We start from the raw sequence: 25476 nt of genomic DNA, 5'->3' as shown, positions 1-25476 counted from the left end.
GGCAGGCGCTGCTGCGCATTCCGCCGGGCGCGGTCGCTTCGTACGGCGATGTCGCCGCGGCGCTCGGCACGCCGCAGGCCGCGCGCGCGGTCGGCTCGGCGGTGGCGCAGAACGTCATCGCTTACCTGATTCCCTGCCACCGCGTGATCCGGCAGACCGGCGCGGTCGGCGACTACCGCTGGGGCGCTGCGCGCAAGAAGGCGATGCTGGCCTGGGAGTCGGGCCGGAACCGCTTCAGCGAGGAACGGTTCATGACCCCCAGGGGGCTGGCTTAGCCGGCTGTTGAAAAACGCCCTCGACCTTTGATCCTTGGCTTGCTCGGGTGGCGCATCCCCGTCGCCGAACGCACTGAATGTGGCCCTGCCGGGGGCCTCGTCTGCCCTGGGGCTGCCGGCAACCTGGGGGACTATTCGGCCTGTTCGTCGATCTGGCGCTGCTGCAGCTGCTGGGTCTGCTGCAGGGTTTGTTCGACCTGTTTGGCCTTCTCCACTTCGGTGGCATAGGGCTGCGCCGGCTGCGCGTCGTCGGGCGGCGCGTTGCGGAACAGCACGAAATAAACCAGCGCCGCGACGATCGCCAGCGCCATGATGATCTGGACCATGGGCATTCCTCCCGGGCGGATGACAGTCTACCAAGCGGTCGATGAGCCCCCTCCCCCTTGATGGGGGAGGGTTGGGGAGGGGGTGTCGCGCGCCACATCGAAGGTCACCACGTGCTCGAGGTCGAGGCGGATGCCGATCTTCCCGCCGAGCGCATGGTTGTGGTGGCTGGGCACCAGCGACAGCAGCTGGGTACCGCTGTCCAGCCGCAGGGTGTAGAGGATCTCGGCGCCGCGGAAGGCCTTGTGCAGGACCGTGGCCTGCACCGGGCTGGCGTCGTCGTGCACCACGTCGTCCGGGCGCAGCAGCACCTGCACCGGGCCAGGCGCCGTGCCCGCAGCGTTGCGCGCCGCCACCTGGCCCAGCTCGATACGGATGCTGCCGTCCGCCAGCCGCTCGCCCGGCACCAGTGCGCCCTCGCCGATGAAGTCGGCGACGAAGCGGTCGGCCGGGCGGTGGTAGAGGTTGTAGGCGCTGTCCCATTGCCGCAGCCGGCCTTCGCCGAGCACGCCGATGCGGTCGGCCATGGCGAAGGCCTCGTGCTGCGAGTGCGTGACCAGCAGTGCGGTCATGCCCTCGTGCTGCAGGATGCGCCGCACCTCCTGCGACAGGCGCTCGCGCAGGTCGAGGTCGAGGCTGGAGAAGGGCTCGTCGAGCAGCAGCAGGCCGGGCTTGGGCGCCAGCGCGCGCGCCAGCGCCACGCGCTGCTGCTGGCCGCCGGACAGCTGGTGCGGATAGGTGCGCCATTCGTCCGCGCGCAGGCCGACCAGCGCCAGCATCGCGCGCGCGCGTTCGCCGCGTTCGCGCCGCGGCAGCCGGTGCAGGCCGAGCTGCACGTTCTCGAGCGCGGTCAGCTGCGGCAACAGCGCCAGGTCCTGGAACACCATGCCGATGCCGCGCGCCTCGGGCGGCAGGCATTCGCCGGCGGCGGACAGCAGGCGCTCGTCGCCGAGGATGCGGCCGGCCAGCACCGGCTCGAAGCCGGCGATGGCGCGCAGCAGCGTGGTCTTGCCCGAGCCGGAGGGGCCCAGCAGGCAGGCGATCTCGCCGCGCGCGATGGTAAAGCCGACGTCCGTGAGCAGCGCCCTGCCGCCATGGCCGACGCTCACGCCCTCAAGCCGCAGTTGCACGATCCGCCCCCCGGTTCAGCAGCCACACCGGCAGCAGGCCGGCGATCACGATGCCCAGCGCCGGCACGGCGGCGCGCGCGTGCTCGCCCTCGCTGGTCAGCTCGAACACGCGCGTCGCCAGCGTATCCCAGCCGAACGGGCGGGTCATGAGCGTGATCGGCATCTCCTTCATCACGTCCACGAACACCAGCAGCATGGCGGTGAGCAGCGCGCCGCGCAGCAGGGGCCAGTACAGCTGCCGGGCCTGCGTCAGGCGCCCGACGCCGAGCAGGCGGCAGGCCTCGATCATCGAGGGGCGGATGCGCAGAAAGCCGCCGGCGACCGGCGCATGCGCCACCGCCATGAAGCGCACGCCATAGGCCACCAGCAGCAGCGCCAGCCCGCCCTGCAGCGCCAGCGTCCAGCCGAACTGCGCGTTGAGCAGCCCGACCCCACGCGCCAGCGGCACGTACAGCCCCACGGCCAAGAGCGCGCCGGGCAGTGCGTAGCCGAGCGTAGCCAGCCGTACGCCCAGGCCGGTGAGCGCGCCGGGTGCAGCGCGTGCGGCCTGCGCCAGCAGCAGCGCGGCGAGCGTAGTGAGCGCTGCGGCAGCCAGCCCGAGGCCGGCGGAATTGGCCGCAAAACCAAGGTAGCGCCGGTCGAGTTCCGGCAGATGCGGGGCGGCGAGCGTGCCGAGCTGCAGCACCGGCAGCACGAAGGCCAGCAGCAGAACCGCGGCGCAGAGCGCGCTCGCCAACCAGCGCAGGCGGCCCAATGCCAGCCGCCGCGCGGCTGCCGTGCCGAGCGCGGTGTAGCGCTGGCGCGCGCGCGTGCGCGCTTCGAGGCCGATCAGCGCCAGCACCAGCAGCAGCATGACGGCGGCGATCTGCAGCGCCGCCTCCAGCGAGAAAAGCGCGAACCAGGCCTTGTAGAGTGCGGTGGTGAAGCTGTCGTAATTGAAGGCGGCCACGGTGCCGAAGTCGGCCAGCGTTTCCATCAATACCAGCAGCACGCCGCCGGCGATCCAGGGCCGCGCCAGCGGCAGCGCCACGCGCCGGAAGGCCGTGAGCGGGCGCATGCCGAGTGCGCGGCCGGCCTCGAGTGCGCGCAGGCCCTGGCTGGCGAAGGCCTGGCGCGCCAGCAGGTAGACGTAAGGGTAGAGCGTCAGCGACAGCACCGCGATGACGCCGCCGCGCGAACGGATTTCGGGCAGTGCGATCCCATGCCCGCGCAAGACGGTGGCGAGCGGGCCGGCGTAGTCGAACAGGCCGATGAAGGCGATCGCCAGCACATAGCCCGGCATCGCCAGCGGCAGCAGCAACGCCCAGCTGAACATATGCCGGCCCGGGAATTCGCACAGCGCCACCAGCGCGGCGAGCGCGGTGCCGAGCAGTGCGGTCGCCATGCCCACGCCCAGCAGCAGCCACAGCGTGTTGACGGTGACCTCGGGCAGGACGTAGTCCAGCAGATGCGCCCACAGCGCGGCATCCGGCCTCAGCAGCGCGGCCAGGGTCGCGCCGAGCGGCAGCAGCGTCGGCAGGCAGACCAGCAGCGCCAGGACCTGCCAGTGCCGCCCACCCATCACTTATAGCCGGCCCGGTCCATCAGGCGCGTGGCGTCGGCCTGGCGGCTGCCGGCGCGGAACACATTGATCGGGTTCTGGCGGAAAGACCCCCAGGCGGCGACTGCGGGATCCGGCGCCACCTTCGGGTTGGCGGGGAATTCCAGGTTGGCGGCGGCGAACTGCGCCTGGGCCTCGCCGGCCGACAGCCACTCGAGGAAGGCCTGTGCGGCCTGCGCCCGCCGGCTGTGGACGATGACGCCGGCGCCGGACACGTTCACGTGCACGCCGCGCTCGCCTTCGCCCTGGTTGGGCCAGAACAGCGCCAGCTTGAGCTGCGGCTTGTCGCGCAGCAGGCGCCCGAAGTAATAGGTGTTCACCAGCCCGAGGTCGCAGCGGCCGGCGGCGATCGCATCCATGACCTCATTGTCGCTGGCGAAGGGGTCGGCGGCGAGGTTCGCCACCCAGCCGCGCACGATGGCCTCGGCGCGCGCCTCGCCGTGCTGCTCGATCAGCATTGCTACCAGCGACTGGTTGTAGACCTTCTTGGCGGTGCGCAGGCACAGCCGCCCGCGCCACTTCGGCTCGGCCAGCGCCTCGTAGGTGGACAGCTCGGCGGGCTTCACCCGGTCGCTGGCATAGACGATCGTACGCGCGCGCACCGACAGGCCGTACCAGCGGTTGAGCGGGTCGCGCAGATGCGCCGGAATGTTTTCCGCCAGCACCCGCGAGTCCAGCGGCTTGAGAAGGCCCAGGTTGGCGGCCTGCCACAGGTTGCCGGCGTCCACCGTGATCAGGATATCGGCCGGCGTGTTGCGGCCTTCCGCCTGCAGCCGCGCCAGCAGCGGCGCCTCCTTGTCGGTGAGGAATTTGATGCGGGTACCGGTCTCTTTTTCGTAGCGCTCGAACAGCGGCTGGATCAGCTGCTCGTTGCGGGCGGAGTAGACCACCAGTTCGGCGGCAAAGACCTGCGGGCAGAAAACCAGCAGAAACAAGGCACAGAGGCGGCGCATGGACGGACCCATCCCAATGTAAATGAGAATGATTAACGATTATAAAGCAAGCCGCATGAGCTTGTGTTGCAGGGAGGGCGAGCGGGGAAGCCGGGGCGGTGCGCGGTTGCGCACCGCGCAGCCGGCAGCTGCGCTTCAGGACAGGCGCAGGTTGCGCCACAGCGCGAGGGTGGGCTCGCTCTGGTTCAGCGTGTAGAAGTGCAGCCCCGGCGCGCCGCCGGCCAGCAGTTCCTCGCACAGGCCGGTAACCACGTCGAGGCCGAAGGCGCGGATGGACGCAAGGTCGCCGTCGTAGGCCTCCAGCCGCTTGCGGATCCAGCGCGGTATCTCGGCGCCGCAGTTGTCGGAGAAGCGCGCCAGCTGCGCGTAGTTGGTGATCGGCATGATGCCTGGCGTGATCGGTACCTTCAGGCCGGCGGCGTCGCAGCGCTCGACCAGGTCGAAGTAGGCGTCGGCGTTGAAGAAGTACTGCGTGATGGCGCCATCGGCGCCGGCCTCGAGCTTGCGTCGGAAGTGTTCGAAGTCGGAGTCCGGGGTCGGCGATTCCGGGTGGTATTCCGGATAGGCGGCGACCTCGACGTGAAAGTGATCGCCGGTCTCGGCGCGGATCAGCGCCACCAGCTCGTTCGCGTGCTGGAGCTCACGCGGCGACTCGCCGGCCTGCGGTTTGTCGCCGCGCAGGGCGACGATGCGGCGGATGCCGCGGGCCTTGTATTCCTGCAGCAGCGCCGCCACTTCGGCGCGCGTGGCGGCCATGCAGGACAGGTGCGGCGCGGCCTCGATGCCGTGCTTCGCCTGGATCTCGAGCACGGCCTCGCGCGTGCCTTCGCGCGTGGAGCCGCCCGCGCCGAAGGTCACCGAGAAGAACGCCGGCCTGACCGCGGCCAGTTTCGCGACCTCCACGGGGAAGCTCGCGCGGCCCTTGTCGGTGCGGGGGGGGAACAGCTCGAAAGAGAAGATGCCTCGTTGTGACATAAAATTTTGGCCTCGCCACCAGTTCCCCTCCGCTCGTGGCTCGCCTCACTGCCGCTTGGGGAACCTTCGCCATGTCTCGGTTCCCCTGCGCGGCGCCACTGCGGGGCTCCGGTTCGGCTGCGCTTTACCTCGCTCCGGGGAACCGCCGGCGAGGCCAACACTTCAGTGACACTACCTGCGAAAGTCAGCAGCGAGAAAAATGCTGAGTGGGTTGATGGGTGACGCAGGCATCCCCTCGAACCCGCAGCGCCGCAGCTTGATCAATATCGGTAGTGTTCTGGTTTGTAGGGCCCGTCCTTGTCCACGCCCAGGTAGGCGGCCTGTTTGTCGGTCAGGCGCGTCAGCTTCACGCCGATCTTCTCCAGATGCAGGCGCGCGACTTCCTCGTCCAGCTTCTTCGGCAGGCGGTAGACGGTCTTCTGGTACCTGTCCTTGTTCTGCCACAGGTCGATCTGCGCCAGCGTCTGGTTGGAGAACGAATTGCTCATGACGAAACTCGGGTGGCCATGCGCGCAGCCGAGGTTGAGCAGCCGCCCTTCCGCCAGCACGTAGATCGAGTGCCCGTCCTTGAAGGTGTATCTGTCCAGCTGCGGCTTGATCGTGTCGCGCTGGATGCCCGGCTCGCGGTTGAGCGCGTCCATCTGGATCTCGTTGTCGAAGTGGCCGATGTTGCCGATCAGCGCGCCGTCCTTCATGGCGCGCATGTGCGCCAGCGTGATCACGTCGCAGTTGCCGGTGGCCGTGATGAAGATGTCGGCCCTGGTCACGACCTCTTCCAAGGTCGTTACTTCGAAGCCTTCCATCGCCGCCTGCAGCGCATTGATCGGGTCGATCTCGGTCACCACCACGCGTGCGCCAAAGCCACGCAGTGAATGCGCCGAGCCCTTGCCCACGTCGCCGTAGCCGCAGACCACCGCCAGCTTGCCGGCAATCATCAGGTCGGTGGCGCGCTTGATGCCGTCGGCCAGCGACTCGCGGCAGCCGTAGAGGTTGTCGAACTTGCTCTTGGTGACCGAATCGTTGACGTTGATGGCGGGCACCAGCAGCTTGCCGGCCTCCATCATCTGGTAGAGGCGGTGCACGCCGGTGGTGGTTTCCTCCGACACGCCGCGCCACTCGGCGACGACCTTCTGCCAGAAGCCGGGGCGTTCCTTCGCGGTACGCTTGAGCAGCTTCTTGATGACCGCTTCCTCGTGACTGGCGGAGGGCGAGTCCACCCACTGATCCCCCTGCTCCATCTCGTAGCCCTTGTGGATCAGCAGCGTCACGTCCCCGCCGTCGTCCACCACCAGTTCCGGTCCCTTCATGCCGGGGTGCGTGATGGCGTCGAGCGTGCAGTCCCAGTACTCCTCGAGCGTCTCGCCCTTCCAGGCGAACACCGGGATGCCGGCGGCGGCGATCGCCGCGGCGGCGTCGTCCTGGGTCGAGAAGATGTTGCAGGAGGCCCAGCGCACCGAGGCGCCGAGCGCGGCCAGCGTCTCGATCAGCACCGCGGTTTCCTTGGTCATGTGCAGCGAGCCGGTCACGCGCACGCCCTTGAGCGGCTTGCTTGGCGCGTACTTGGCGCGGATCGACATCAGGCCGGGCATTTCCTCCTCGGCCATCTTCACGCGCTTGCGGCCGAGCTCGGCCAGCGCGACGTCACGCACCTTGTAATCGGGGTTCAGCTTCTCTGCGGGCTTGGCCATGGCGGCCTCCTTGTCGGTTACTTGATCCCCGCGGCGTCGCGCAGTGCGTCCGCCCGGTCGGTCTTTTCCCAGGTGAAGCCGGTGAACTCGTGCGTCTTGCCGGTTTCCTGGCACAGGTACTTGATCTTGGTCGGCTTGCGGCCGAAGTGGCCGTAGGCTGCGGTGATACGGTAGATCGGGTGCAGGAGATCGAGCATTTCAATGATTCCCCAGGGGCGCAGGTCGAAGTGCCGGCGCACCAGCTTTTCCAGCTTGTCCTCGGGGATGCGGCCGGTGCCGAAGGTGTCCACCATGATCGAGGTCGGCTCGGCCACGCCGATGGCATAGCTGATCTGCACCTCGACGCGCTTGGCCAGGCCGGCGGCGACGATGTTCTTGGCGACATAGCGCGCGGCATAGGCGGCCGAGCGGTCCACCTTGGAGGGATCCTTGCCGGAGAAGGCGCCGCCGCCGTGGCGCGCATAGCCACCGTAGGTGTCGACGATGATCTTGCGCCCGGTCAGGCCGGCATCGCCCAGCGGCCCGCCGACCACGAAGCGTCCGGTCGGGTTGATGTGAATCTTGGTGCCCTTGTGGAAGAGCTTCGTCGGGATGATCGGCCGGATGATCTCTTCCGTCACCGCCTCGCGCAGCGCCTTGGTCGAGATGCTGTCGGCGTGCTGCGTGGAGAGCACCACGGCGTCCACCGCGACGGGTTTGCCGTCCTCGTAACGCAGGCTCACCTGGCTCTTGGCGTCGGGCCGCAGCCACGGCAGTTTGCCGCTCTTGCGCAGCTGCGCCTGCCTTTCCACCAGTCGGTGTGCGAACTGAATCGGGGCGGGCATCAGCGCCTCGGTCTCGTCGCAGGCGAAGCCGAACATCAGGCCCTGATCGCCGGCGCCCATCTTCTTGCGGTCGCCACGGTCCACGCCCTGGTTGATGTCCATGGACTGCTTGCCCAGCGCGTTGATCACCGCGCAGGTCTCGGCGTCGAAGCCGATCTCCGAGCTGGTGTAGCCAATGTCGGCGATGACGCGCCGGATGATGGCCTCGGCGTCGATGTGCACGCCCTTCTGCACCTTGATCTCGCCGGCGACCATGGCGATGCCGGTCTTGGTCAGCGACTCGCAGGCCACACGCGCATGCGCGTCCTGCGCGATGTAGGCGTCCAGGATCGCGTCCGACATCTGGTCGCAGATCTTGTCCGGGTGGCCCTCGGAGACCGACTCGGAGGTGAAGACGTAGTTCTTGAGCATCGTGCGCGTCTCCGGGTAATCAGATTATACGGATAGGCGGATATAAGACTGCCTATGATACCGGCCGGCGGGACAAAAAGCATCCTCCGTCGGGCGCTTCGCGCAAGTGCCAGGCCCGCGTCCGCGGGGCTGGCCCCGATCCGCAAGAATCCGCATATCATTGGCCTGCCATGGCCCTGACCCCTTCCACCATGCTGCCGCTGGGTACGCGGGCGCCGGATTTCCGGCTGCCGGACACGGTCAGCGGCCGGGTGCTGGCGCTGTCGGAACTGAAGTCCGACCGGGCCACGGTGGTGATGTTCATCTGCAACCATTGCCCGTACGTGAAGCACGTCAACCCCGAGCTGATCCGCTTGGCGCGCGACTATCAGCCGAAGGGCGTGAGTTTCATCGCCATCAGCAGCAACGATGCCGCGAACTACCCCGAGGATGCGCCGGAGAAAATGCGGGAAACCGCGCAGCGCCTCGGCTATCCCTTTCCCTACCTGTATGACGAGTCACAGGACGTGGCGCGCGCCTACCAGGCCGCCTGCACGCCGGACCTGTATGTCTTCGACGGTAATCTGCAGCTGGTCTACCGCGGCCGGCTGGATGGCTCCACGCCGGGCAACGAGGTGCCGCTCACCGGCCAAGACCTGCGCGCGGCGCTGGATGCGGTGCTCGCCGGCCGGCCCGTCAACCCCGACCAGAAGCCCAGCATGGGCTGCAACATCAAGTGGAAGAAATAACTTGCCGCGCCTGCAAAACTGTTTATGCGGCTTGGGTCTCGAGCGATGAGTCGCCTGCTGCCTGCACGTGTTCGCCCTGCAGGCGGTAAGCCGCGGCGTCGAAGCGCCGCGTCTGGCGCCGGAACTGCCAAGTGTAGCCGGGCCACAGCGTGACGTTCTTGCCGTTGGGCAAAAGGTACCAGCTCTTGCAGCCGCCCACCGACCAGATCGCGTGCTTGAGGCCGCGCTGCAGCTTGGCGTTGTACGCAGCCTGGGCGTCGGCCCGCACCTCGAGTGCGCGCAGCCGTTTGTCCCGCATCAGTTTCAGCGCGTCGAGGATGTAGGCGATCTGCGACTCGATCATGTACACCATCGAGTTGTGCCCGAGCCCGGTGTTGGGCCCGACGATGAAGAACAGGTTGGGAAAGCCGGCCACGGTCGTGCCCTTGTAGGCCTCGGGGCCTTCCTGCCACGCATCCAGCAGGTCCTGACCGTTGCGGCCGAAGATCACGCCGCGCGGCAATGGATCGGTGGCGCGAAAGCCGGTGCCGAAGATGATGCAGTCCACCTCGCGCTCGACGCCGTCCGTGGTGACGATCGAGTGCGCGCGTACTTCGCGAATGCCGGTGGTGATGACCGCCACGTTCGGCCGTGTGAGCGCCGGGTAGTAGTCGTCCGAGATCAGGATGCGCTTGCAGCCGATGGTGTAGTCGGGCGTGACCTTGCGCCGCAGCTCGGGATCGGGAATCTGGCGGCGGAGGTGGCGCAGCGCCAGGCCCTGGATCAGCTTCATCAGCCGCGGGTTGACCACGAAGGCGGTGCCGAGCAGCTCGTGGAACACGTAGATGCCGCCGCGGTAGAAGCGCTGCGTGAAGGGCAGCACGCGGAACAGCCAGCGCTCGATGCGCGTCACCGGCCGGTCGGGCTTGGGCACGATCCAAGGGGGCGTGCGCTGGTACAGGTCGAGCCGCGCGACCTTGGGCGCGATCTGCGGCACGAACTGGATGCTGGAGGCGCCGGTGCCGATCACCGCCACGCGCTTGCCGGCGAGGTCGTAGTCGTGATCCCAGTTCTGCGAATGGAAACTCTTGCCGCGGAAGTCCTTCAGGCCCTCGAGCTGCGGATAGGCGGGCGTGGACAGCCCGCCCATGCCGGAGATCACCACCTGCGCCTTCAGGGTGCTGACGGGCGGCAGCGCCGGGTCGTTCCAGTCGATGGCATCGCCCGGATGCAGGCCCCGCGATTCCATGTAGGCGCGCACCGCCGTTGCGTCGGCGGTGCGCAGCAGCCACAGTCCGGCCGCCTCGTCGTAGCGGGCGCCGACCACCAGGGTATTGAAGCGGATGCGCGGCAGCAGGTCATGACGCTCGGCGCAGTCCCGCAGGTAGCGCTGGATCTCCGGCTGCGGCGAGAACATGCGCGACCAGCCCGGATTGGGCGCGAAGGAGAATGAGTACAGGTGCGACTCGATGTCGCAGGCGCAGCCGGGGTAGTGGTTCTCCCACCAGGTGCCACCGACGTCCGTGTTCTTCTCCAGCAGCAGGAAGTCCTCGCGGCCTTCCTGCCGCAGGCGGATCGCCATGCCCAGGCCGGCGAAGCCGGCGCCGATGATGGCGATGGGCACGGTGCCGGCCGGGGCGTGCAGGGCGGTCGTCATGGCGGTTTCTCCCGTGCGGCCGGGCGCGCGTCAGGCCGATGGGGCCGAGGGCAGCCCGGCCGTAACCTTGTCCATCTCGGCCAGGAAGTGGCGGTTGTCATGGTCCCACGGATGGAAGCCCGGCCGGAAGTAGTCCGCCCAGGGCAGGATCAGCTTGCGCATGAAGCCGATTTCGCCCCACAGCACGCGGAACAGCGCCCCCCAGCCGCGCCCGTTCGTGAGCAGGCCCTGCTGGCCGAGGATGTACAGGTAATGCGTGGTGAAAATGGTCCACAGGATCACCGTGGCCAGCAGCAGGCCCAGGCAGCGCTCGAACCAGGCCCGCGGGCCGCGGCCCATGACCGTGGTCCACACGTCGAAGGCCACCGCCTTGTGCTCGGTTTCCTCCAGCGCGTGCCAGCGCCACAGCGCGGCGAACTTCGGCTCGGCGCCTTCGAGAATGCGCGGCTCCTTGAGCAGGCCGTCGGCCATGATGGCGGTGAAGTGTTCGAGGGCGATGGTGGCCGACAGCTGCATGCGCGCCGGGAGCCATGTCTGGATCCATTTGAGGAAGCGGCCGACGAAGCGTTCCATGCCTGCGGTCGCGGGCACGGCCGCGAACAGGGCCTCGTTGTATTCCTGGTGCTCGCGCCCGTGCATCGCCTCCTGGCCGATGAAGCCGGTCACGGCCTTCTTCAATTCCGGATCGGTGATGCGCTCGCGGTAATGGCGCACGCTGTCCATGAAGAAACGCTCGCCGACCGGGAAATAGAGCGACAGCGTGTTCATGAATTGCGTCAGGTGCGGGCCGTGGGCATTCCAGTCGGTGATGCGCCCGGCGGGCAGGCCGAACCTGAGGTCGCGGCGTACCGGCATCGGGTGCGGGCTCGCGGGGGCGGTGGCAGGCGTGTCCATGTGCTCCTCCTGTCAATGTGACAGTGAGCAATGTAACAATCAGCGATGGGTCGTCGTCATTGGCTGCTGCGCCGCAACATGCCGGCGCAACGGCCAAGCACTGACCGAAAAACTGCGCCGGACTCCGGGTTGAAGTGCCTGGCCTAGTGATTGGAATCTGTGGCGCGGCCTGCGGCAGCAGCAACGTTGTTGGTGGGCCTGTTTCAGTGGTCTTTGTGGTGACGCAGGCTACGTGCTCCGCCCCCCGTCCAACGTTTGAGTGCCTTGTTCAGGCTTGCGGCATCCGCATAACCGAGTTGCTCGGCTGTCTGGGCCAGGGTGGCTCCGGCGGCTAGTGATTCGCGCGCGAGCTGCTCACGGACACGACGGCTGAGCTTCGAGAAGGTTTCCGATTCTGCACTCAGGCGGCGCAGCATCGTGCGCTCGCCCAGTCCAAGGCGAGTGGCCACGATCGCCCGTCTGGGCTTTGCGCCAGCGCGCAGGATTTCCCGCAGGGCGCGCTCAACACGCGCGCTGAAAGGATCCAGCCGCTCCATCTGACGTTGCAATCGCTGATCCAGCGCGCCATGCACTTCGTGGTCGGCAGCAGGCATGGGCGTGTCGAGGAGCGCCGCGTCGAAGCACAATGCATACTCTGTGGCGCCAAACCGGCATCGACATCCCAGTCGCTCTCGATAACGGGTAGCTAGACCGAAATCCGGATGGCGGAACCAGATCTCGTCAAAGGTGACGTTGCCGCCGCTCAACCAGTCACGGGTAAAGCGTAGGGCGGCGGCAATGATCGCATCGTAAGAATGGTGTGAAACCTCGGCCTGGGAATCGCGCGTCGCGATGACGATGCGCGCGCGTCCTTTGCGCTCACAAAGCGTGAATTGCCAAGTTTCGCTGATGAGTGTCGCATGACGCAGAAAATCGTTTGCGGCCTCGCGGAAAGTCGCAGCGGCGAGCAGTTCGTAGGCCAACGGCCCAAGTGCCGCGATGTGGAAATGGTCGAGCACATCCAGGCCAATATCCCGGCGCCCCGTCAGTTGTTCCGCCGCTCGCCATAGGGCCGTGATACTGCGCTGGGGGATGCGCGCGTGTGAGAAGAGCCCTGCGCGCGTCATGCCGATCGTGTCGAACAGCGTTTGCGCAGGTATGCCGCTGGCGGTTACCAGTTTGGCAATGAGCATCACCCAGCCTGCGTGGGTGGCGGCCTGAGGTTCGAGGGTTCTAGATTGGTGCGGGGGTGGTGTCACGAAATGACCAATATTGGGTCACATGATGTCGTTGTCAATGCAAGGCGGGTTTCCTAGCCTGTGCGTCACAAATAGACCGGCTGCACAGCACTCCCGGTCAAGAACGGATGGGTGGAGGAGATGTCGGGTTATTCGAACGTGCGGTATGTGGGGCGCGCTCGTCTGTCGTGGTTGGTTTTTTTGTTCTCAGCCGCTCTTGCCGCGCCTTTGCAAGCCGCGGAATGTCTGGGTTCGTTGACCATCCGCTTGCAGCTGACTGCCGCCCGGCTGGGACCTTTGGCGGTGAGCCCGGATTGCATAGACGGTCTGCCAGACCCATTGGGGTTGATCTACTGGACATATTCCCCGATCCGTGGCCAGGTGGGTAACGGCGGCTTGACAGTGACGCTGGGCGAGGGAGCGCGGGCGATCGGCGTGTTCTGGCCCAGCCCTATTCTTTACGACCAGAACGGCGGGCAGTTCGGCTACGAAACCCAGCCACAGGCTCAGGACCGCGCGCGCAGCGCCGCCAGCGGCGTGCGCTTCGGTTTGCGCGTCGATGGTCGGTTCTATTGGCTGGATGATCCCGCCCTTGTGCATCGCACCCGCTATGCCGACACGCGCAGCTTGCGCTTGCATCAGGAAGTCGTGCTGCCCGACGTGGCGTTGGAGGCTCTGATCGAGTCGTTCGTCCTGCCGGACAGGGATGTGCTGATCCAGAACGTGCGCATCACGAACCACGGCATGGCCCGGCGAGTCGAGCTGGTCCACTACGAAAACCTGACCCCGACCGATCTCGCATTGCCGCTCGCCACGAGCTCGATCGGGGACACGGTACTCGACTATCCCATCGAAACTGTTCGAATCTCCGACCGGGCAATCGAACATGGCGCGGTGCACGTCCCAGTGGCTTTTGCCCTGGGGGGCCAGCCACATCCCGATCGCCGCATGGCGGGTGTGGACACCAGCGCGGTGTCCGACGGCGCGAGCGTGACCGTGAACGACCGTAGCCTGTCGGTCGGTTTCAGTCCTTTGCCGCTGCCGGATGCCTATGCCGCTGCGACGCGCGGCCATTGGCTGCCGATTGCCCAAGTCGTAGGGCCAGCCAACGCAGCACAGGCCTGGGATCTGGATCTTGCACCGAATACGAGTGCCACAGTGCGTGTAGTGAACGCCGCTGGGCCGACAGCGTCCGCGGCCCTCGAGCGTATGCAAAGCACGCTGAGCGAGGAGGTGGTCGCGCAGCGCGAAACCGTGGATCGGTACTGGTGGCAGTGGACAGAGCGTGCTCAGCGGCGGCCGAATTTCGCTCGGATGCCCGTCACACAGCGCCCTGCACTCGAGGCCTTGTTCTGGCGCAGTCTGCTGGTGCTCGGGATGAATCTCGACCGCACCAGCGGACTGTTGTCCGCCGGGGCCTTCCGTCAGCCACCGTACGGTCATGCCTGGCCGCGTGATACCTCGATAACCGCCTACATTCTAGGCGCCCTCGGCTACCGGGAAGAGGCACGTCGTGCCTTGCGGGGCACAGCTGCACTGCAAAGACCGGATGGCGGCTTTGGCGGTGCGTCTTACAACAACGGCACGCCCTGGCCCCTCAACGAGGGCCTTCCCCTGACCTACTTCGGCGGGCAGGTGGATGGTACGGGCCTGTTCGTATGGGCGGTGCTGCAGCACTACCTTCAGTGGAACGATGCCGATTTCCTGCGCGATCTTTGGCCTAGCATACGCAAAGCGGGGGATTTCATGCGCGTCTGGGCCGATCCGGGCAATGGCGGTCATCTCGCCAGCAACGAGGAGGATCGATTCCTGCCCGGCCAGACCATTGCTGGCGACGTCGCCGTGATCATGGGGCTAGAAGCCGCCATCGAGATCGCTGCCCGGCTCGGAGAGACTGCCGACCCCGCCTGGGCAGAGCGGGCACGCGAGATTCGTGCCGCGCTGGTGCCGAACTACTGGCGTGAAGAGCCGGGCTACTTCGCCTGGCTCACCAATCCTCTCATCGGCGGTGAGTACCAGTTCGAGCAGGATCCCTCCTTCGATCCCATCCTTTGGGATCACACGAGCCTGATGTGGCCGGGGCGTGTCTTCGCGCCACCCTCGGACCACGCGGGCAAGACCGCACGCCATATGGACTTCTTTTGGTCCCGCATGTGGGATGGTCCGCCCGGCGAGCGTCTGGTGACAGAGCCCTACAATACCGGACTGGGCTGGTTTGCAACTTCGCTGTCCGAACTGGAAGATCAGGGGCTGCTCCGCAATGGACGTGAGCGCGCGCGCGTCGTCATGACCTGGCTGGCGCGCCATGCGGCACCGGAGACGAATCTGATCGGCGAAGTGACCACCCTCGACCGCGACTATCCCCAGTCCTATGGCGCACCGCATTCCTGGGCGCATGCCTTTGCGATGCAGGGCATGTTGGCCGCCTGGCCTGAAAGCGCGAGGCCGGACGATTCAGGCAGTGGCCTTATCCGTCTTAGCGGTGCAGGTGGTGGCGGACGGCTCGAATGGATCGAGCTCGCGTTACTCACGCTGATTCTGGCTCTGCGCCGCTGGATACTACTTCTCAAGCATTGGAGTGAAGTTCAACATGGTTGACGTTCTCTGCGTATGGCAACGGATGTGCTGCTTGCTGGCAGCGGCGGCGCTGGTTGCCTGCGGGTCGAGTGGAGGAGGAGATGGCGGTTCTCCGAGCGAACCCCGTTACTTCAATCAGACGGTGACGTCGTTCGACGGCACGCCGATTGCGACCACGGTATTCGTGCCGGCGCTTGCGCCTGGGGAAACCGCGCCGCTGATTCTGCATAGTAACGGCTGGGGCGACCGGCGCACGCAGCAACCCGCCGATCTCAGCTACAGCCCGACCAACTTCTACGGTGACATGCATCACGGCATGGTCACGCGCATGTGGCGTGCCGGCTATGTCGTGATTTCGCTGGACAACCGCGGCTGGGGCGACTCGGGCGGCCAGGCACGGATCATGGACCCGGACAAGGAAATCCGCGATTACTCCGTCGTGATCGACTGGGCCGAAGCCAATTTGCCGGTGACGCGGCGGGATGGGCGCGCCGTGGTCGGGGCGGTCGGCGGCAGCTACGGAGGCGGATTCCAGATTCCGCTCGCCAAGCAGGATCCGCGCGTCAAGGCGGTGGCACCCTGGGTGACCTGGTACGACCTGCGCTATTCGCTCGCCCCCGATCGCGTGATGCGCTCGGGCCATGTGACCCTGCTCACGGCCGCGGGCTTGGCGCTTGCGCGACCGGACCCCTTCATCCCGCGCGCGTATGCACAGACGCTGGCAACCAACACCCCGCCCGAGGACGTGCTGGACACGCTCAAGCGTCACTCACCAGTGGCGTTCTGCGAAGAGGGCGCCGGCCCGCGCGTCGATGCGCTGATCGTGCAAGGCACGCGTGACACGCTCTTCGATGGTCTCGAGGGTTGGCAGAACGCCCAGTGCCTGCGCGCACAGGGTGCCGACGTGCGGGTCATCTACGTCCCCAATGGTCATCTGTTCAACCAGCAGGGCATCCAGACCGACCCCACATCGAGCCTGTGCGGCAACCTCGATCCGTTCGAAGCCACAGTCGCCTGGTACGACGAAAAGCTCAAGGGTCGCACCGGGGCCGCGCGCAGCATCCCCAGGTTCTGCTTCCCCGTCACCGACCAGACGGAGCGCGTGCTGGATCGGATGCCCGTCGGCGGCGAGCGCTTCACCCTTCCCTCGACCACGGTGGTGTTCGAACCGGGCAATCTGTACAACGACGGCGCCCAGTTCGTGCCGCTGGCGACGCTGGATCGCACGCGCGACCTGGCCGGTCTGCCGCAGCTCACGGTCACGCTCGCGGACGTCGCACCGGCACTTGATGCCATCGTCTTCGTGGGCATCGGTGTGCAGCGTGCGGGGAGTGGCGCCATTGAACTGGTCAACGACCAGCTGCGACCGCTACGTGGCACCGGCACACGCGCACTCGACCTGCCGGTGGTCGCCACGCGCCTGCAGGCGGGCGATGTGCTGGGCCTTGCGCTGTACACCAGTCACGGCCAGTACTTCACCAGCAGCTCGCGCGTACCGTTCGCGGTCACGCTCTCGGGTGAGTTGGCATTGCCGCTGCTCGACTGAATCTTGACCGAGCCGGGGTGGAATCGCGCTCAAAAGTCGAGTGACTGCAAGTTTCAGCGCGTGCGTGCCGCCTCGGCCCGTGCCCAGGCCTGCAGATAGGCCTCGGCCGAACGGAAGACATACTTCAAGGCTTCCTCGCCCCCCGGCTGCATCTGCATGTCGGCGATGAAATCGGGGTACAGGCCGTAGTGCGCCACGCCGTCGGTGTTGAGGTCGAACACGCGCTCGCCCGTCACCTGGCGCTCGAAGGTCACCTTGCCGTCGTAGGACTTGAACGGGTACTGCAGCGGACGTTCCGCAGCATCCGGTCGCGGCGGCGGCTGGTTGTGGATGCCGTTGATGTCCGAGCCGAAGCCGGTCGCGAGTCCCACGGTCGTGCCGTGCAGCTCGCGGTACAGCGCGACCAGGTCTTGGATGAAGGCGACGGTGACCGGCGAGGGCTCGTCCGTCAGGTTGGAGATGATGCCGCCGACTTCCAGGATGCGGCGGCTGTCCTTGACCTCGCTGACCTCGCCGGTATGGCCGGACAGCACCGGCACGTTGCGCGCAGCGGCGATGTCGAATATGCGCCGGCGCGCGATCTCGCCGGTGTGGTCGGTCTCGATCATGATGCCGTAATCGATCATGCGGTTGACGAAGTAATCGCCCAGCTCGGTCAGCCCGCGCGCGTTGCGCACGCAGCCGGTCAGCGGCGGCACCGGCGGCGGGCCCATGACCTGCAGCAGCAGCGTGTCGAAGATGCCGCGCGGGCCGTCCACCGGCGTGGCGCCGTGCGGCGCACGGCTGTCCAGTGCCTCGCAGGGAATGGTGGCGTAGGGGTGGCCGGTGGCCACGATATTCGCGCTCTGGTACAGCGCAGAGAGCGCCGGGTCGTCGGTCAGGCGCGTGCCGCCGAAGGCGTTGTCGAGCAGGTGGATCGGGAAGATCGCGCGCAGACCCTTGGCATACCACTTTTCGAGCTGCGCATCGATGTGCTCACGCGTGCACAGCGGTGCATCGAGATACTCGCCGCAGTCGAAGATCTTTTCGTTCTCGGTGCCCAACACCACGGCAAGCTTGCCGTCCTCGATCACGCGCCGCGCCTGCGCCGAACTGGTGACGATGCGGAAGAAGCCCTTGCCGGGCCCGCCGGACTGCGCGTCGATATAGTCCTGCAGTTCGTGCACCATGTCGTACTGCTGCTCGATGCTTTGCATCTCGTTGCAGTCGTACTGCCGCACCGGCCACAGCTGGCACAGCTCCTCGTTGGCGACGAAGTGGTTCACCATCAGGCGCAGCCCGCCCATCCAGGCGCGCTTGAGCCAGATGTAATAAGTCTGATGGTGGGTCTGCCCGCCCCAGCTCGGCCAGTCCTTGTACGTCGGCCAGCCGACCGTGTCGTGCGGGGGGAAGAAATTCTTCTCGCGGTTGACGAAGGCGTCGAGGCCGTCCAGCACGCCGTTGGGGCCGTGGTCGTACGCGCAGTTGCCCAGCGCGTGGGTGATGCCGAACTTGTGGAAGGGTGCACCGTAGCTCATGCGCCCGCCGAGCATCATCGAGCCACCGAGGTGCATGTGTGTCTCGGCATAGCCGAATACCGTGCCGTCCGGATTGGTGCCCTTGAAGGGTTCGCCCGTGGCATTGAGCTGGGCTTCGGGGAACTCGGCACAGCCGGTGGCGGGCACGAAGTCGAAGCTGCCAGGTCCCTGCGCATTGCCGAGCGGATCGCCGGTCAGCGTGGAGGCGATGGTGAAGTGCCTGCCGCTTTCCTGCACCGTCCACTCCGAGGCATCGGAGGGTTCGGCGGTCATGGCCAGGCGGCGCGCGCCGCGGAAGGCATCGGCCTGCGACGCCTGTGCCGCAATCGTATCACCGGCCTGATCCACGCCGTTGCCGACCGGGTCGAGCTGCGGCGGCAGCCACAGCAGCAGGTCGCCGACGCCGGCCACATGCCAGCCGAGCTGCTGGACGATCTCCATGCCGAGGTCGGCCTGCGCGTCGTTGGCCGCCGGCAACGACAGGAAGCGCTGTGCCGGATCGAAGAACAGGTAGCGGCCCAGGCCGCTGGGCTTCATGAAGAAAGGTGTGGCGGCGGCCAGTTCTGCCGCATCGAGGCTGACACTGCCATCCTCGCCCGCGCGCAGGAACATGCCGGTTGCGCTGTCGCGCACCGCGAAGCAGGCGTTGGCCATGTCGTAACGGGTCGAGGGGGCGGCGCTCGGCGGCGGCGTGCCACCGCCGCGGCCAGCACTGCCACCGCCGCTGCCGCCGCAGGCGGCTAGCGTGCCAAGTCCGGAAAGCAGTAGCACAGGAATGAAATGGCGCATGGCTGATACTTCGGTTTTGCGTGAGGCTGAGTCAGGGTGCGGGCAGGGCGCCGAGCAGATCGCCCAGCGGCGCGGGCAAAGAGCCCGCGGCGCCGGAGCAGTTGTCGTCCTGGGTGGTCGGCAGCGGCAGCAGGTTGATCCACTGCGTGATGAGCGCATGGCCTTCCGCGTGTACCACGCTCTTGGCAATCGGCGGCATGCGGACGGCGGCGTCATCGGCGTTACCGAGGCGGAACTCCAGGATCGAAGCGAGCGCGTCGCCCGGCACGATGTCGTACAGGCGGTTGCCGGTGCCGCGGCCCGAGGCGACCGGCGACTTGCAGATGCCGTAATCGCGGTTGACCGGTCGCGGCGTGACTACCCCGTTCGACAGGATCCACTGGTCGAGCGACAGGCGCGTGCTCTTGGCCACACCCTTGGGGTTGTGGCAGTGCGCGCAGTTGGACTCGAGGTAGGCGCGGGCGCGCGCCTCGACGTCGGCCGGCGAGCCCGGCGGCTGGCCGCTCGCGCCGGGCACGTTCCACTCCGGCAGGCGCTCGGCCTCGGCCAGGTCGGCCGGACCGCCGACCAGCAGGCCGCTGGCGCGCCAGTACGCGAGCTGGTTGCGCACGCCGATGGCGCCGCCGTAGTCGTAGTCGCGGTTGAGCGCGCGCGGCTTGAGCCCGATGGGCGCACTGCCGCCTTCCAGGTCCTCGCGCGCGTGGCAGGTCACGCACTGCGCCGCCTGCGGGATGCTGTAATCGGACGTGGCGCCGGTGTAGCGCGGGCGCTGCCCGGCGCTGTTGCGGGCGCGCGGATCCGGATCCTCGTAATCCCAGCGCACGCTGGCGCTGGCGCCGGTGATTTCCAGCGTGGCGTAGCGCCGGCCGCCGGCGTCAGTACGCCACAGGTAAGGCAGGCCCTGCCAGCTCGGGCCGGTCGGCGTCTGGCGCTTGATCAGCAGCCGCGTCTCGACCACGTTCTCGCTGGCCCCGTCGCGGAAGGCAAAGGTTTTGGCGATGACCGTGCCGACCGGGAAGTGCAGATGCGCATTGGGACCGTTGGTGTGGTCACGCCACTGGGCCGGCATGCCCGGCGGCAGGAAGGCGACGCGGTACTTGATCGCGTAGTCGGAGAACAGCGGCGTGGTCAGGTCGAAGGGCACGCCGCCCTCGTTCGGCGTGGAGCGCGGGTCCTGGGGGTCGCTGAACAGGCCGTAGTGTTCGAGCCGCGGGCAGTTGTAGGCCAGCGCGGCACGGTTGATCTCGCCCGGCTTCACTGCCTCGCACACGCGCCGGATCTCCTCCGGCGAGGGCGCCGCTGACTGGCCGGCGCCGGGCACGTAAGGCTCGATGACCGTCGGCGGCAGCGCCGGCAGTTCGCAGGCGAAGGGCGCCTCGTCGCGCGAGGCCAGCAGCTGGTCCTGGCCGCCGAGTGAGCCGGGCAGCTTCTCGGGATTCGGGACCGTGCCCTTGAAGTTGACGAAACGCGGCGTCGGCAGGCCGCTGTCGTTGAAGCTGTTCTCGCGGATGCACAGCCAGTTGGCCGGTTTCTTCAGATTGCCCTGCGCATCGAACTTGTAGGCGTTGTAACGCACCGGCACGCCGTTGGGTTCCGCGCCGCAGTCTGGCGCCTCGTCTTCGGCGCGGTATTGTGGCTTGCCGCGCTCGTCGGTGGGCACGCCGGCCGGCGCCGGGCAGTCGGCGTTGCGCGTGTCGGTGTAGCCGTCCCAGACGATGTGCGCGGTCTGGCCGAAGTTCTTGAGCATGATCAGCAGCGGCAGCAGCGAGGGATTGGCGGTGGGGTCCGGCAGGTCCTCGGGGCCCAGCTTCGGCAGCTGCGGGTTCTTGCCGTTGTTGGCGAAGCGGTTGTGGTGGATGTGGATGCCCTCGGCGTAGTAGTCGAAGCGCGGGTCGCGCGAGGAATCCAGCAGCCGGTAGCTGACCACCACGATGCCGAGCGTGTCGTTGTTGCGGATGTCGTTGTCGAATACCTCGACCTGGTCGGTGGCCAGGATGATCAGGCCGGTGCCGCGCGGCACCGCCGCGGCGATCGTGCCCTTGGGCGCGAAGTTGTCGATGTTGTTGTTCTCGATGGTGTTGCGGTAGAAGCGATTCTTGTCGCCGAAGCGCGTGCGGCCCGGCAGGTCCACGGCGAGAAAGCCGCCGGCGTTGTCGCGCGCGACGTTCTCGTACATCTCCGAGTCGTCGGTGTTCTCGAACTCGTAGCCCTGCACGTTGTGGAAGGCGAGGTTCCTGCGCACCACCACGTCCTGGGACTGGCCGACGTAGAAACCCACGTCGGAAGAACCGATCGAGACGCAGTCCTCGACCAGCACGTCCTCGGTCAGTACCGGATAGAAGGCGTAGGCGCCGTTGTTGGCCCAGCTGGCGCGGCTGGCGTCGTAATTGGGGTGCTCGGGATCGGCGTTGGTCCAGCGCACCTTCACGCGCCGCAGGGTGACGTGGCGCGCGTCGCTGATCTTGACGCCGTCGCCCGGCATGTCCTCCACCGTCAGGTCCTCGATGGTCAGGCCGAGCACGTGGGTGGCGAAGATGCCTTCCTTGTTGCTGCTGTTCCGGAACGAAAGAAAGGTCTTGTCCATGCCGGCGCCGCGGATGGTGACGCCGCGCGCATTGGACAGGATCAGACCGCTGCCGAACTCGAACAGGCCGGCCCCGAACTGGATCGTGTCGCCCTCGCGCGCCTCGAAGAAGGCGGTCAGCGCGCGGGTCTCCGCCTGCGGTCCCGGCTCGATGACGATCAGCCGGGTATTGCTGCTGCCGCCGCTACTCCCGCCGCCATTCGCGCCGCCATTCCCGCCATCGGGCGTCAGGGCGTCGCTGCTGCTGCGGCTGCAGGCGATGCTGACCAGCGTCGCCAGCAGGGCGACCAGCAGCCAGGGGCGCAGGGGGCGTCGCGGTGTTTTCATTGGATTTATCCCTCTCCTCGGCGGGGTGGCGGGGCAATACGACCCGCAGCCTAGCCATACCGCATAATTCTTCAGGTGAATCCAGACCCTTGGCTTGTACGTTTCGGCTACCGATGAACCAGCGCGGCGCCAGCCCACCGGGACCCACGCAGGCCTATGTCTGGGACGGCGTGCTGCTGTTTGCCCCGGGCCATATCGTCAATACCCGCCATGCCCATTTCGCCGCCACGCTCCTGATCAGCGTGGATGCGCCCTTCGCCCTGACGCTCGATAACGCCGGCCGCCGGCATTACGAGGCCGCGCTGCTCGCGCCCAACGTCCAGCGCGAACTCGACTCGGAAGGCTATCGCTTGGTGGACCTGCTCATCGACCCCGACGACCCCGCCTACCGCCATCTGCACCCGCTGCTGACCGCGCAGCCCGTGGTGCCGCTGCCGGGGTCCGTGTTCGCGGCCCAGCGCCCGCGCTTCGCCCAGCTGTTCGCGGGGCGGCTGAACTGCGCCGCCGCCCGGCGTTTGGTGGACGAGCTGCTGCAGGCACTCTGTCCCCAGCCGCTGCCGGCGCTGCCCTGGGACGCGCGCGTGCAGCAGGCCACGCGCTACATGCGCGCACGCATCCCCGAGGCGTTGCCCAGCATTCCCGAGGTGGCGGCGCAGGTCGGCCTGTCCGAGTCGCGCTTCATGCACTTGTTCCGCGCACAGCTCGGCCTGCCGGTGCGTCAATACCTGTTATGGCTGCGTATCCGTCACGCCATGCGCCTGTGGGCGCAGGGCCGCCCGCTGGCCGAGATCGCCCTCGGTGCCGGCTTTTACGACCAGGCGCACCTCGCGCGCACCGTGCGCCGCATGACCGACTACGCACCCTCCATGCTCACCGATCCCGGCATCCTGCGGCACGATTGCACGGGCTGCGGCTGAGGGCCGGGCTTCAGCGCGCCGCGCCAGCCGGCAGGGCCAGGCGCAGCTGGCCGGTGCGCACGCGCTGCGGGTGGTCGCCCACCGGCACACTGGCGATTTCCTTCGCGGTCTCGAAATCGATCACCGACACGCGGTCCTGCTCGCTGACCGAGACGTAGCAGTGGCGGCCGTCGTGGCTCTCCGTGGCCCAGTAGGGCTTGGCGCCCAGCGGCGTGTCGGACAGCGGGATGATCGTGTACTCGAAGCTGGCGCGATCCACGATCGCGGCGTAGCCGGACATGGTGCCGGCCACGCACAGCCGGGTGCCCTGCCGGTTGATGGCCAGGCCGTGGTGCGCGGAGTTGAGCTGGTATTTCCAGTATGAAAGCTTCCGGATTTCCTCCGGCACCGGCAGTTCCAGCACGCGTGTGATCTTGTCGGCCGCCAGGTCATACTCGAACAGGCCGTGGAAGAAGGAGATCTGCAGATAGACATGGCGCTCGTCCGGCGCCACCGCCATCGGCCGCACGGCCTTGTCGATCCAGGGGCGGCCGAATTCCTTCAGCTTCTCGCCCATGTCTACGCGCTTGATGATCCGGTAGGTTTCGGCGTCCACCACCTGGAACCAGCGATCGCCCTTGAGCCAGTCGAGCCAGCGGGCCGTGGTCGGCAGGAACACCTTGCCGATGCTGGCATGGTAGATGCGCTTGCCGTCCGGCGAGTAGGTGTTCTCGTGCGGCTGGTCGCCGGATTCGAACTCGCCGACGATCCTGCCGGTGGCGGTGTCGATGGCCTGCACCTTGCGCGCGGTCGAGGCCGAGACCAGGAAGATTTTCCCGTCCGGCGAGATGGCGGCGTGGTCCGCGCGGTTGCCTGCGATCCGGGTGCGCCAGGCGATCTGCCCGCTGTTGACGTCGATGGCCACCACGTCGGCGAAGCTGGGGCGCGAGACGTACAGGTAGCGCCCGTCCTTGGAGGGGAACAGGTCGTCCACCATCTGGTCGTGGCCTTCGCCGATGCGGTGGCGGATCAGCTGGAACACGATGCGGCGCTTGAGGCCGGCAGCGCGGATCTCCTGCAGGCGCTCCTCGCGGTCCGGCACGATGTTGATGCGCTTGAGCACCTGGAAGGTCTTCGGGTCGAACACGTCGGCGGTGCCGTCCCAGTTATTGCCGACCACGACGACCTCGCGTAATGGCGGCTCGGGCGCGGCGGCCGCGGGGCCGGCGGCCACGGCGGCGAGGATCAGGACCAGCGTGCGGAAGGATCTCATGGCGACTCCCCTGTATTTGTCGGTATCGATCGTTCAGCGAATCTTGCGCGGCTGCAGGCGCACGCCCAGCTCCTCGAGCACGAACAGCGGCCCGATGAGCAGGAATACCAGCTCGTCGAAGAAGCTCGGCTTGGCGCCCTCGATGTTATGCCCGACCAGTTGCACGAACCAGGCCGCTGGCCACAGGCCGCCGGCCACCGCCCACAGCGGCAGCGGCGAGGCCTCCAATGCGCCGTATTCGGTCAGGCACTCATCCAGCGTGCGCATGGTCGTTGGCCTTCAGGTCAGGGCGTGGGTCTTTCTGCCGGCAACGCGCCGTACAGGCCCTCGATCACTGGGGTCGGCACGGTGAAGACGCCGGCTGCGTTCAGCAATTCCTCCGGCAGCTGGCCGAGCAGCGCGGCCGGCTGTTCCATCAGCGCCACCGGAAATCCCGGTAACCCGCCCGGGCCGCCGCCGGCTGGCTCTTTCTGCAGCGGTTTGACGCAGCGCATCTTGGCCAGCGAGCAGGGCGCCAGTTCGGGGCCGAGGTCGCGCACCGCCGTCAGCGGGATCACCGGCAGGGTCAGGCGCGAGGGCCGCTCGGCGCTGTGCCACACCGCGTTGATGGTGGGCAGGGTCTTGGGGATGTAGATCCAGTCGTTGTCGTCCAGCGGCGGCGCGCTGATCTTGACCACCAGCCGGTGGCCGGGGCGGAACACGTGGCCGACCGGGAAGATCTCGATCAGATACTCCACCGCCGCGCCGGGCACTATCGCCTCGGGATTGCTGTGCGGGCGCCAGGGGCGGTAGAGGTGGCCGGCGGCGGACTGCGAGCGCGCTGGATCGATGGCGCGATGGCTGGCGCGCAGCATACCGCGCTGCAGATAGGTCAGCTCGCCGGTCGGGGCCTCGTCCAGCAGCTGCACGAACAGCTCGGTGTCGGTGGCCAGCGAGGACAGCCACAGCGTGACGGTCGGCGGGCCGGCGATCACCAGCGGCTGTTCGAAGGGCGCGGTGGCGAAGCGCAGCTCGTCCGGCCCGGCGCTGGCGGTCAGCTCGCCGCCGTAATCGCGGTCCACGCGATCGGCATAGAACTGGCGCTTGCTGCCGTGCAGATACGCGCTGCCGCTTTCGTCCGGACCCGCAGCCTCGCGCGACAGACTGCCGTCGGCGCGCAGGTGAAAATCGGTGAAGCGCGTTTCCACCAGCGGGAAGCCCTGCGATTCGAGGTAGCCGTTGTTGCGGAAGTCGAACTTCTTGCACTGGCTGGTGCTGACCGTGGGCAGTCGCACCGGCGATTCGCTGGCCCCGGGATCACGCCCAGCGAGCC

Annotated in this window: 20 protein-coding genes; 5 read left to right on the top strand and 15 right to left on the bottom strand. The window is 67.4% G+C overall.

Features of this window, described 5'->3' with window-relative positions; genetic code table 11:
- On the top strand, positions 1-275 hold a 275-nt coding region (locus VNJ47_03470; protein ID HXG27891.1), incomplete at its 5' end, for an MGMT family protein.
- A 131-nt stretch (positions 276-406) separates the two neighbouring features.
- Here the strand turns inward: VNJ47_03470 and VNJ47_03465 are convergent.
- The 7 genes from VNJ47_03465 to metK form a co-directional block, all read right to left on the bottom strand.
- The gene (locus VNJ47_03465) at positions 407-601 is read right to left on the bottom strand and encodes a hypothetical protein (protein ID HXG27890.1); all 195 of its coding nucleotides are present in this window, start codon (positions 599-601) and stop codon (positions 407-409) included.
- A gap of 27 nt (positions 602-628) precedes the next feature.
- Complete coding sequence (locus VNJ47_03460; GenBank protein HXG27889.1) at positions 629-1729, bottom strand: ABC transporter ATP-binding protein; 1101 nt, start codon at positions 1727-1729, stop codon at positions 629-631.
- A complete protein-coding gene (locus VNJ47_03455) occupies positions 1713-3290 on the bottom strand; it encodes an iron ABC transporter permease (protein HXG27888.1) in 1578 nt (525 codons plus the stop codon). Before VNJ47_03455 ends, VNJ47_03460 begins: the two co-directional genes overlap by 17 nt.
- Positions 3290-4282 carry an extracellular solute-binding protein gene (locus tag VNJ47_03450; GenBank protein ID HXG27887.1) on the bottom strand — a complete coding sequence of 331 codons (993 nt, stop codon included), beginning with the start codon at positions 4280-4282 and terminating at the stop codon, positions 3290-3292. Before VNJ47_03450 ends, VNJ47_03455 begins: the two co-directional genes overlap by 1 nt.
- Positions 4283-4417: 135 nt before the next feature.
- Positions 4418-5257 carry a methylenetetrahydrofolate reductase [NAD(P)H] gene (gene metF / locus VNJ47_03445; GenBank protein ID HXG27886.1) on the bottom strand — a complete coding sequence of 280 codons (840 nt, stop codon included), beginning with the start codon at positions 5255-5257 and terminating at the stop codon, positions 4418-4420.
- Positions 5258-5517: 260 nt separating this feature from the next.
- Positions 5518-6945, bottom strand: coding sequence for an adenosylhomocysteinase (gene ahcY / locus VNJ47_03440; protein ID HXG27885.1), 1428 nt, complete (start codon positions 6943-6945; stop codon positions 5518-5520).
- Positions 6946-6962: 17 nt separating this feature from the next.
- Positions 6963-8180: a methionine adenosyltransferase gene (gene metK, locus VNJ47_03435; GenBank protein HXG27884.1), complete on the bottom strand. Its 1218-nt coding sequence runs from the start codon at positions 8178-8180 to the stop codon at positions 6963-6965.
- A 170-nt stretch (positions 8181-8350) separates the two neighbouring features.
- Between metK and VNJ47_03430 the strand changes: the two genes are divergently transcribed.
- Positions 8351-8908 (top strand): thioredoxin family protein, encoded by a 558-nt coding sequence (locus VNJ47_03430; GenBank protein HXG27883.1) that lies wholly within the window; start codon positions 8351-8353, stop codon positions 8906-8908.
- A 22-nt stretch (positions 8909-8930) separates the two neighbouring features.
- Here the strand turns inward: VNJ47_03430 and VNJ47_03425 are convergent, their stop codons facing one another.
- From VNJ47_03425 to VNJ47_03415, 3 genes are all read right to left on the bottom strand, one after another.
- Positions 8931-10544, bottom strand: coding sequence for an NAD(P)/FAD-dependent oxidoreductase (locus VNJ47_03425; GenBank protein ID HXG27882.1), 1614 nt, complete (start codon positions 10542-10544; stop codon positions 8931-8933).
- Positions 10545-10574: 30 nt separating this feature from the next.
- Positions 10575-11438, bottom strand: a complete 864-nt coding sequence (locus VNJ47_03420; GenBank protein ID HXG27881.1) for a metal-dependent hydrolase — start codon at positions 11436-11438, stop codon at positions 10575-10577.
- A 203-nt stretch (positions 11439-11641) separates the two neighbouring features.
- On the bottom strand, positions 11642-12610 hold the full coding sequence (locus VNJ47_03415) for an AraC family transcriptional regulator ligand-binding domain-containing protein (GenBank protein HXG27880.1): 969 nt from the start codon (positions 12608-12610) through the stop codon (positions 11642-11644).
- 186 nt (positions 12611-12796) lie between these two features.
- Between VNJ47_03415 and VNJ47_03410 the strand changes: the two genes are divergently transcribed.
- Positions 12797-15253 (top strand): glycoside hydrolase family 15 protein, encoded by a 2457-nt coding sequence (locus VNJ47_03410; protein HXG27879.1) that lies wholly within the window; start codon positions 12797-12799, stop codon positions 15251-15253.
- 121 nt (positions 15254-15374) lie between these two features.
- Positions 15375-16778 (top strand): CocE/NonD family hydrolase, encoded by a 1404-nt coding sequence (locus tag VNJ47_03405; protein HXG27878.1) that lies wholly within the window; start codon positions 15375-15377, stop codon positions 16776-16778.
- A 53-nt stretch (positions 16779-16831) separates the two neighbouring features.
- Here VNJ47_03405 and VNJ47_03400 read toward each other — a convergent pair whose 3' ends face one another.
- Both VNJ47_03400 and VNJ47_03395 read right to left on the bottom strand, forming a co-directional pair.
- Positions 16832-19084 (bottom strand): hypothetical protein, encoded by a 2253-nt coding sequence (locus tag VNJ47_03400; GenBank protein ID HXG27877.1) that lies wholly within the window; start codon positions 19082-19084, stop codon positions 16832-16834.
- Between the two features lie 31 nt (positions 19085-19115).
- Positions 19116-21995: a parallel beta-helix domain-containing protein gene (locus VNJ47_03395; GenBank protein HXG27876.1), complete on the bottom strand. Its 2880-nt coding sequence runs from the start codon at positions 21993-21995 to the stop codon at positions 19116-19118.
- A gap of 113 nt (positions 21996-22108) precedes the next feature.
- Here VNJ47_03395 and VNJ47_03390 point away from each other — a divergent pair, with 113 nt between their 5' ends.
- Positions 22109-22912 carry an AraC family transcriptional regulator gene (locus tag VNJ47_03390; protein ID HXG27875.1) on the top strand — a complete coding sequence of 268 codons (804 nt, stop codon included), beginning with the start codon at positions 22109-22111 and terminating at the stop codon, positions 22910-22912.
- A gap of 10 nt (positions 22913-22922) precedes the next feature.
- Here the strand turns inward: VNJ47_03390 and VNJ47_03385 are convergent, their stop codons facing one another.
- The 3 genes from VNJ47_03385 to VNJ47_03375 all read right to left on the bottom strand — a co-directional run.
- Positions 22923-24164, bottom strand: a complete 1242-nt coding sequence (locus VNJ47_03385) for a serine/threonine protein kinase (GenBank protein HXG27874.1) — start codon at positions 24162-24164, stop codon at positions 22923-22925.
- Between the two features lie 33 nt (positions 24165-24197).
- On the bottom strand, positions 24198-24431 hold the full coding sequence (locus VNJ47_03380; protein ID HXG27873.1) for an Mpo1-like protein: 234 nt from the start codon (positions 24429-24431) through the stop codon (positions 24198-24200).
- Between the two features lie 17 nt (positions 24432-24448).
- Positions 24449-25476, bottom strand: a 1028-nt coding sequence (locus VNJ47_03375) for a CocE/NonD family hydrolase C-terminal non-catalytic domain-containing protein (protein HXG27872.1), incomplete at its 5' end; no start/stop codon positions are given.

The sequence above is a fragment of the Nevskiales bacterium genome (assembly GCA_035574475.1).
In the GTDB taxonomy this organism is placed as follows: Bacteria; Pseudomonadota; Gammaproteobacteria; order Nevskiales; family DATLYR01; genus DATLYR01.
The sequence above is the reverse complement of the archived record's forward strand: the minus strand, read 5'-3'. Positions and strand labels throughout refer to the sequence as shown.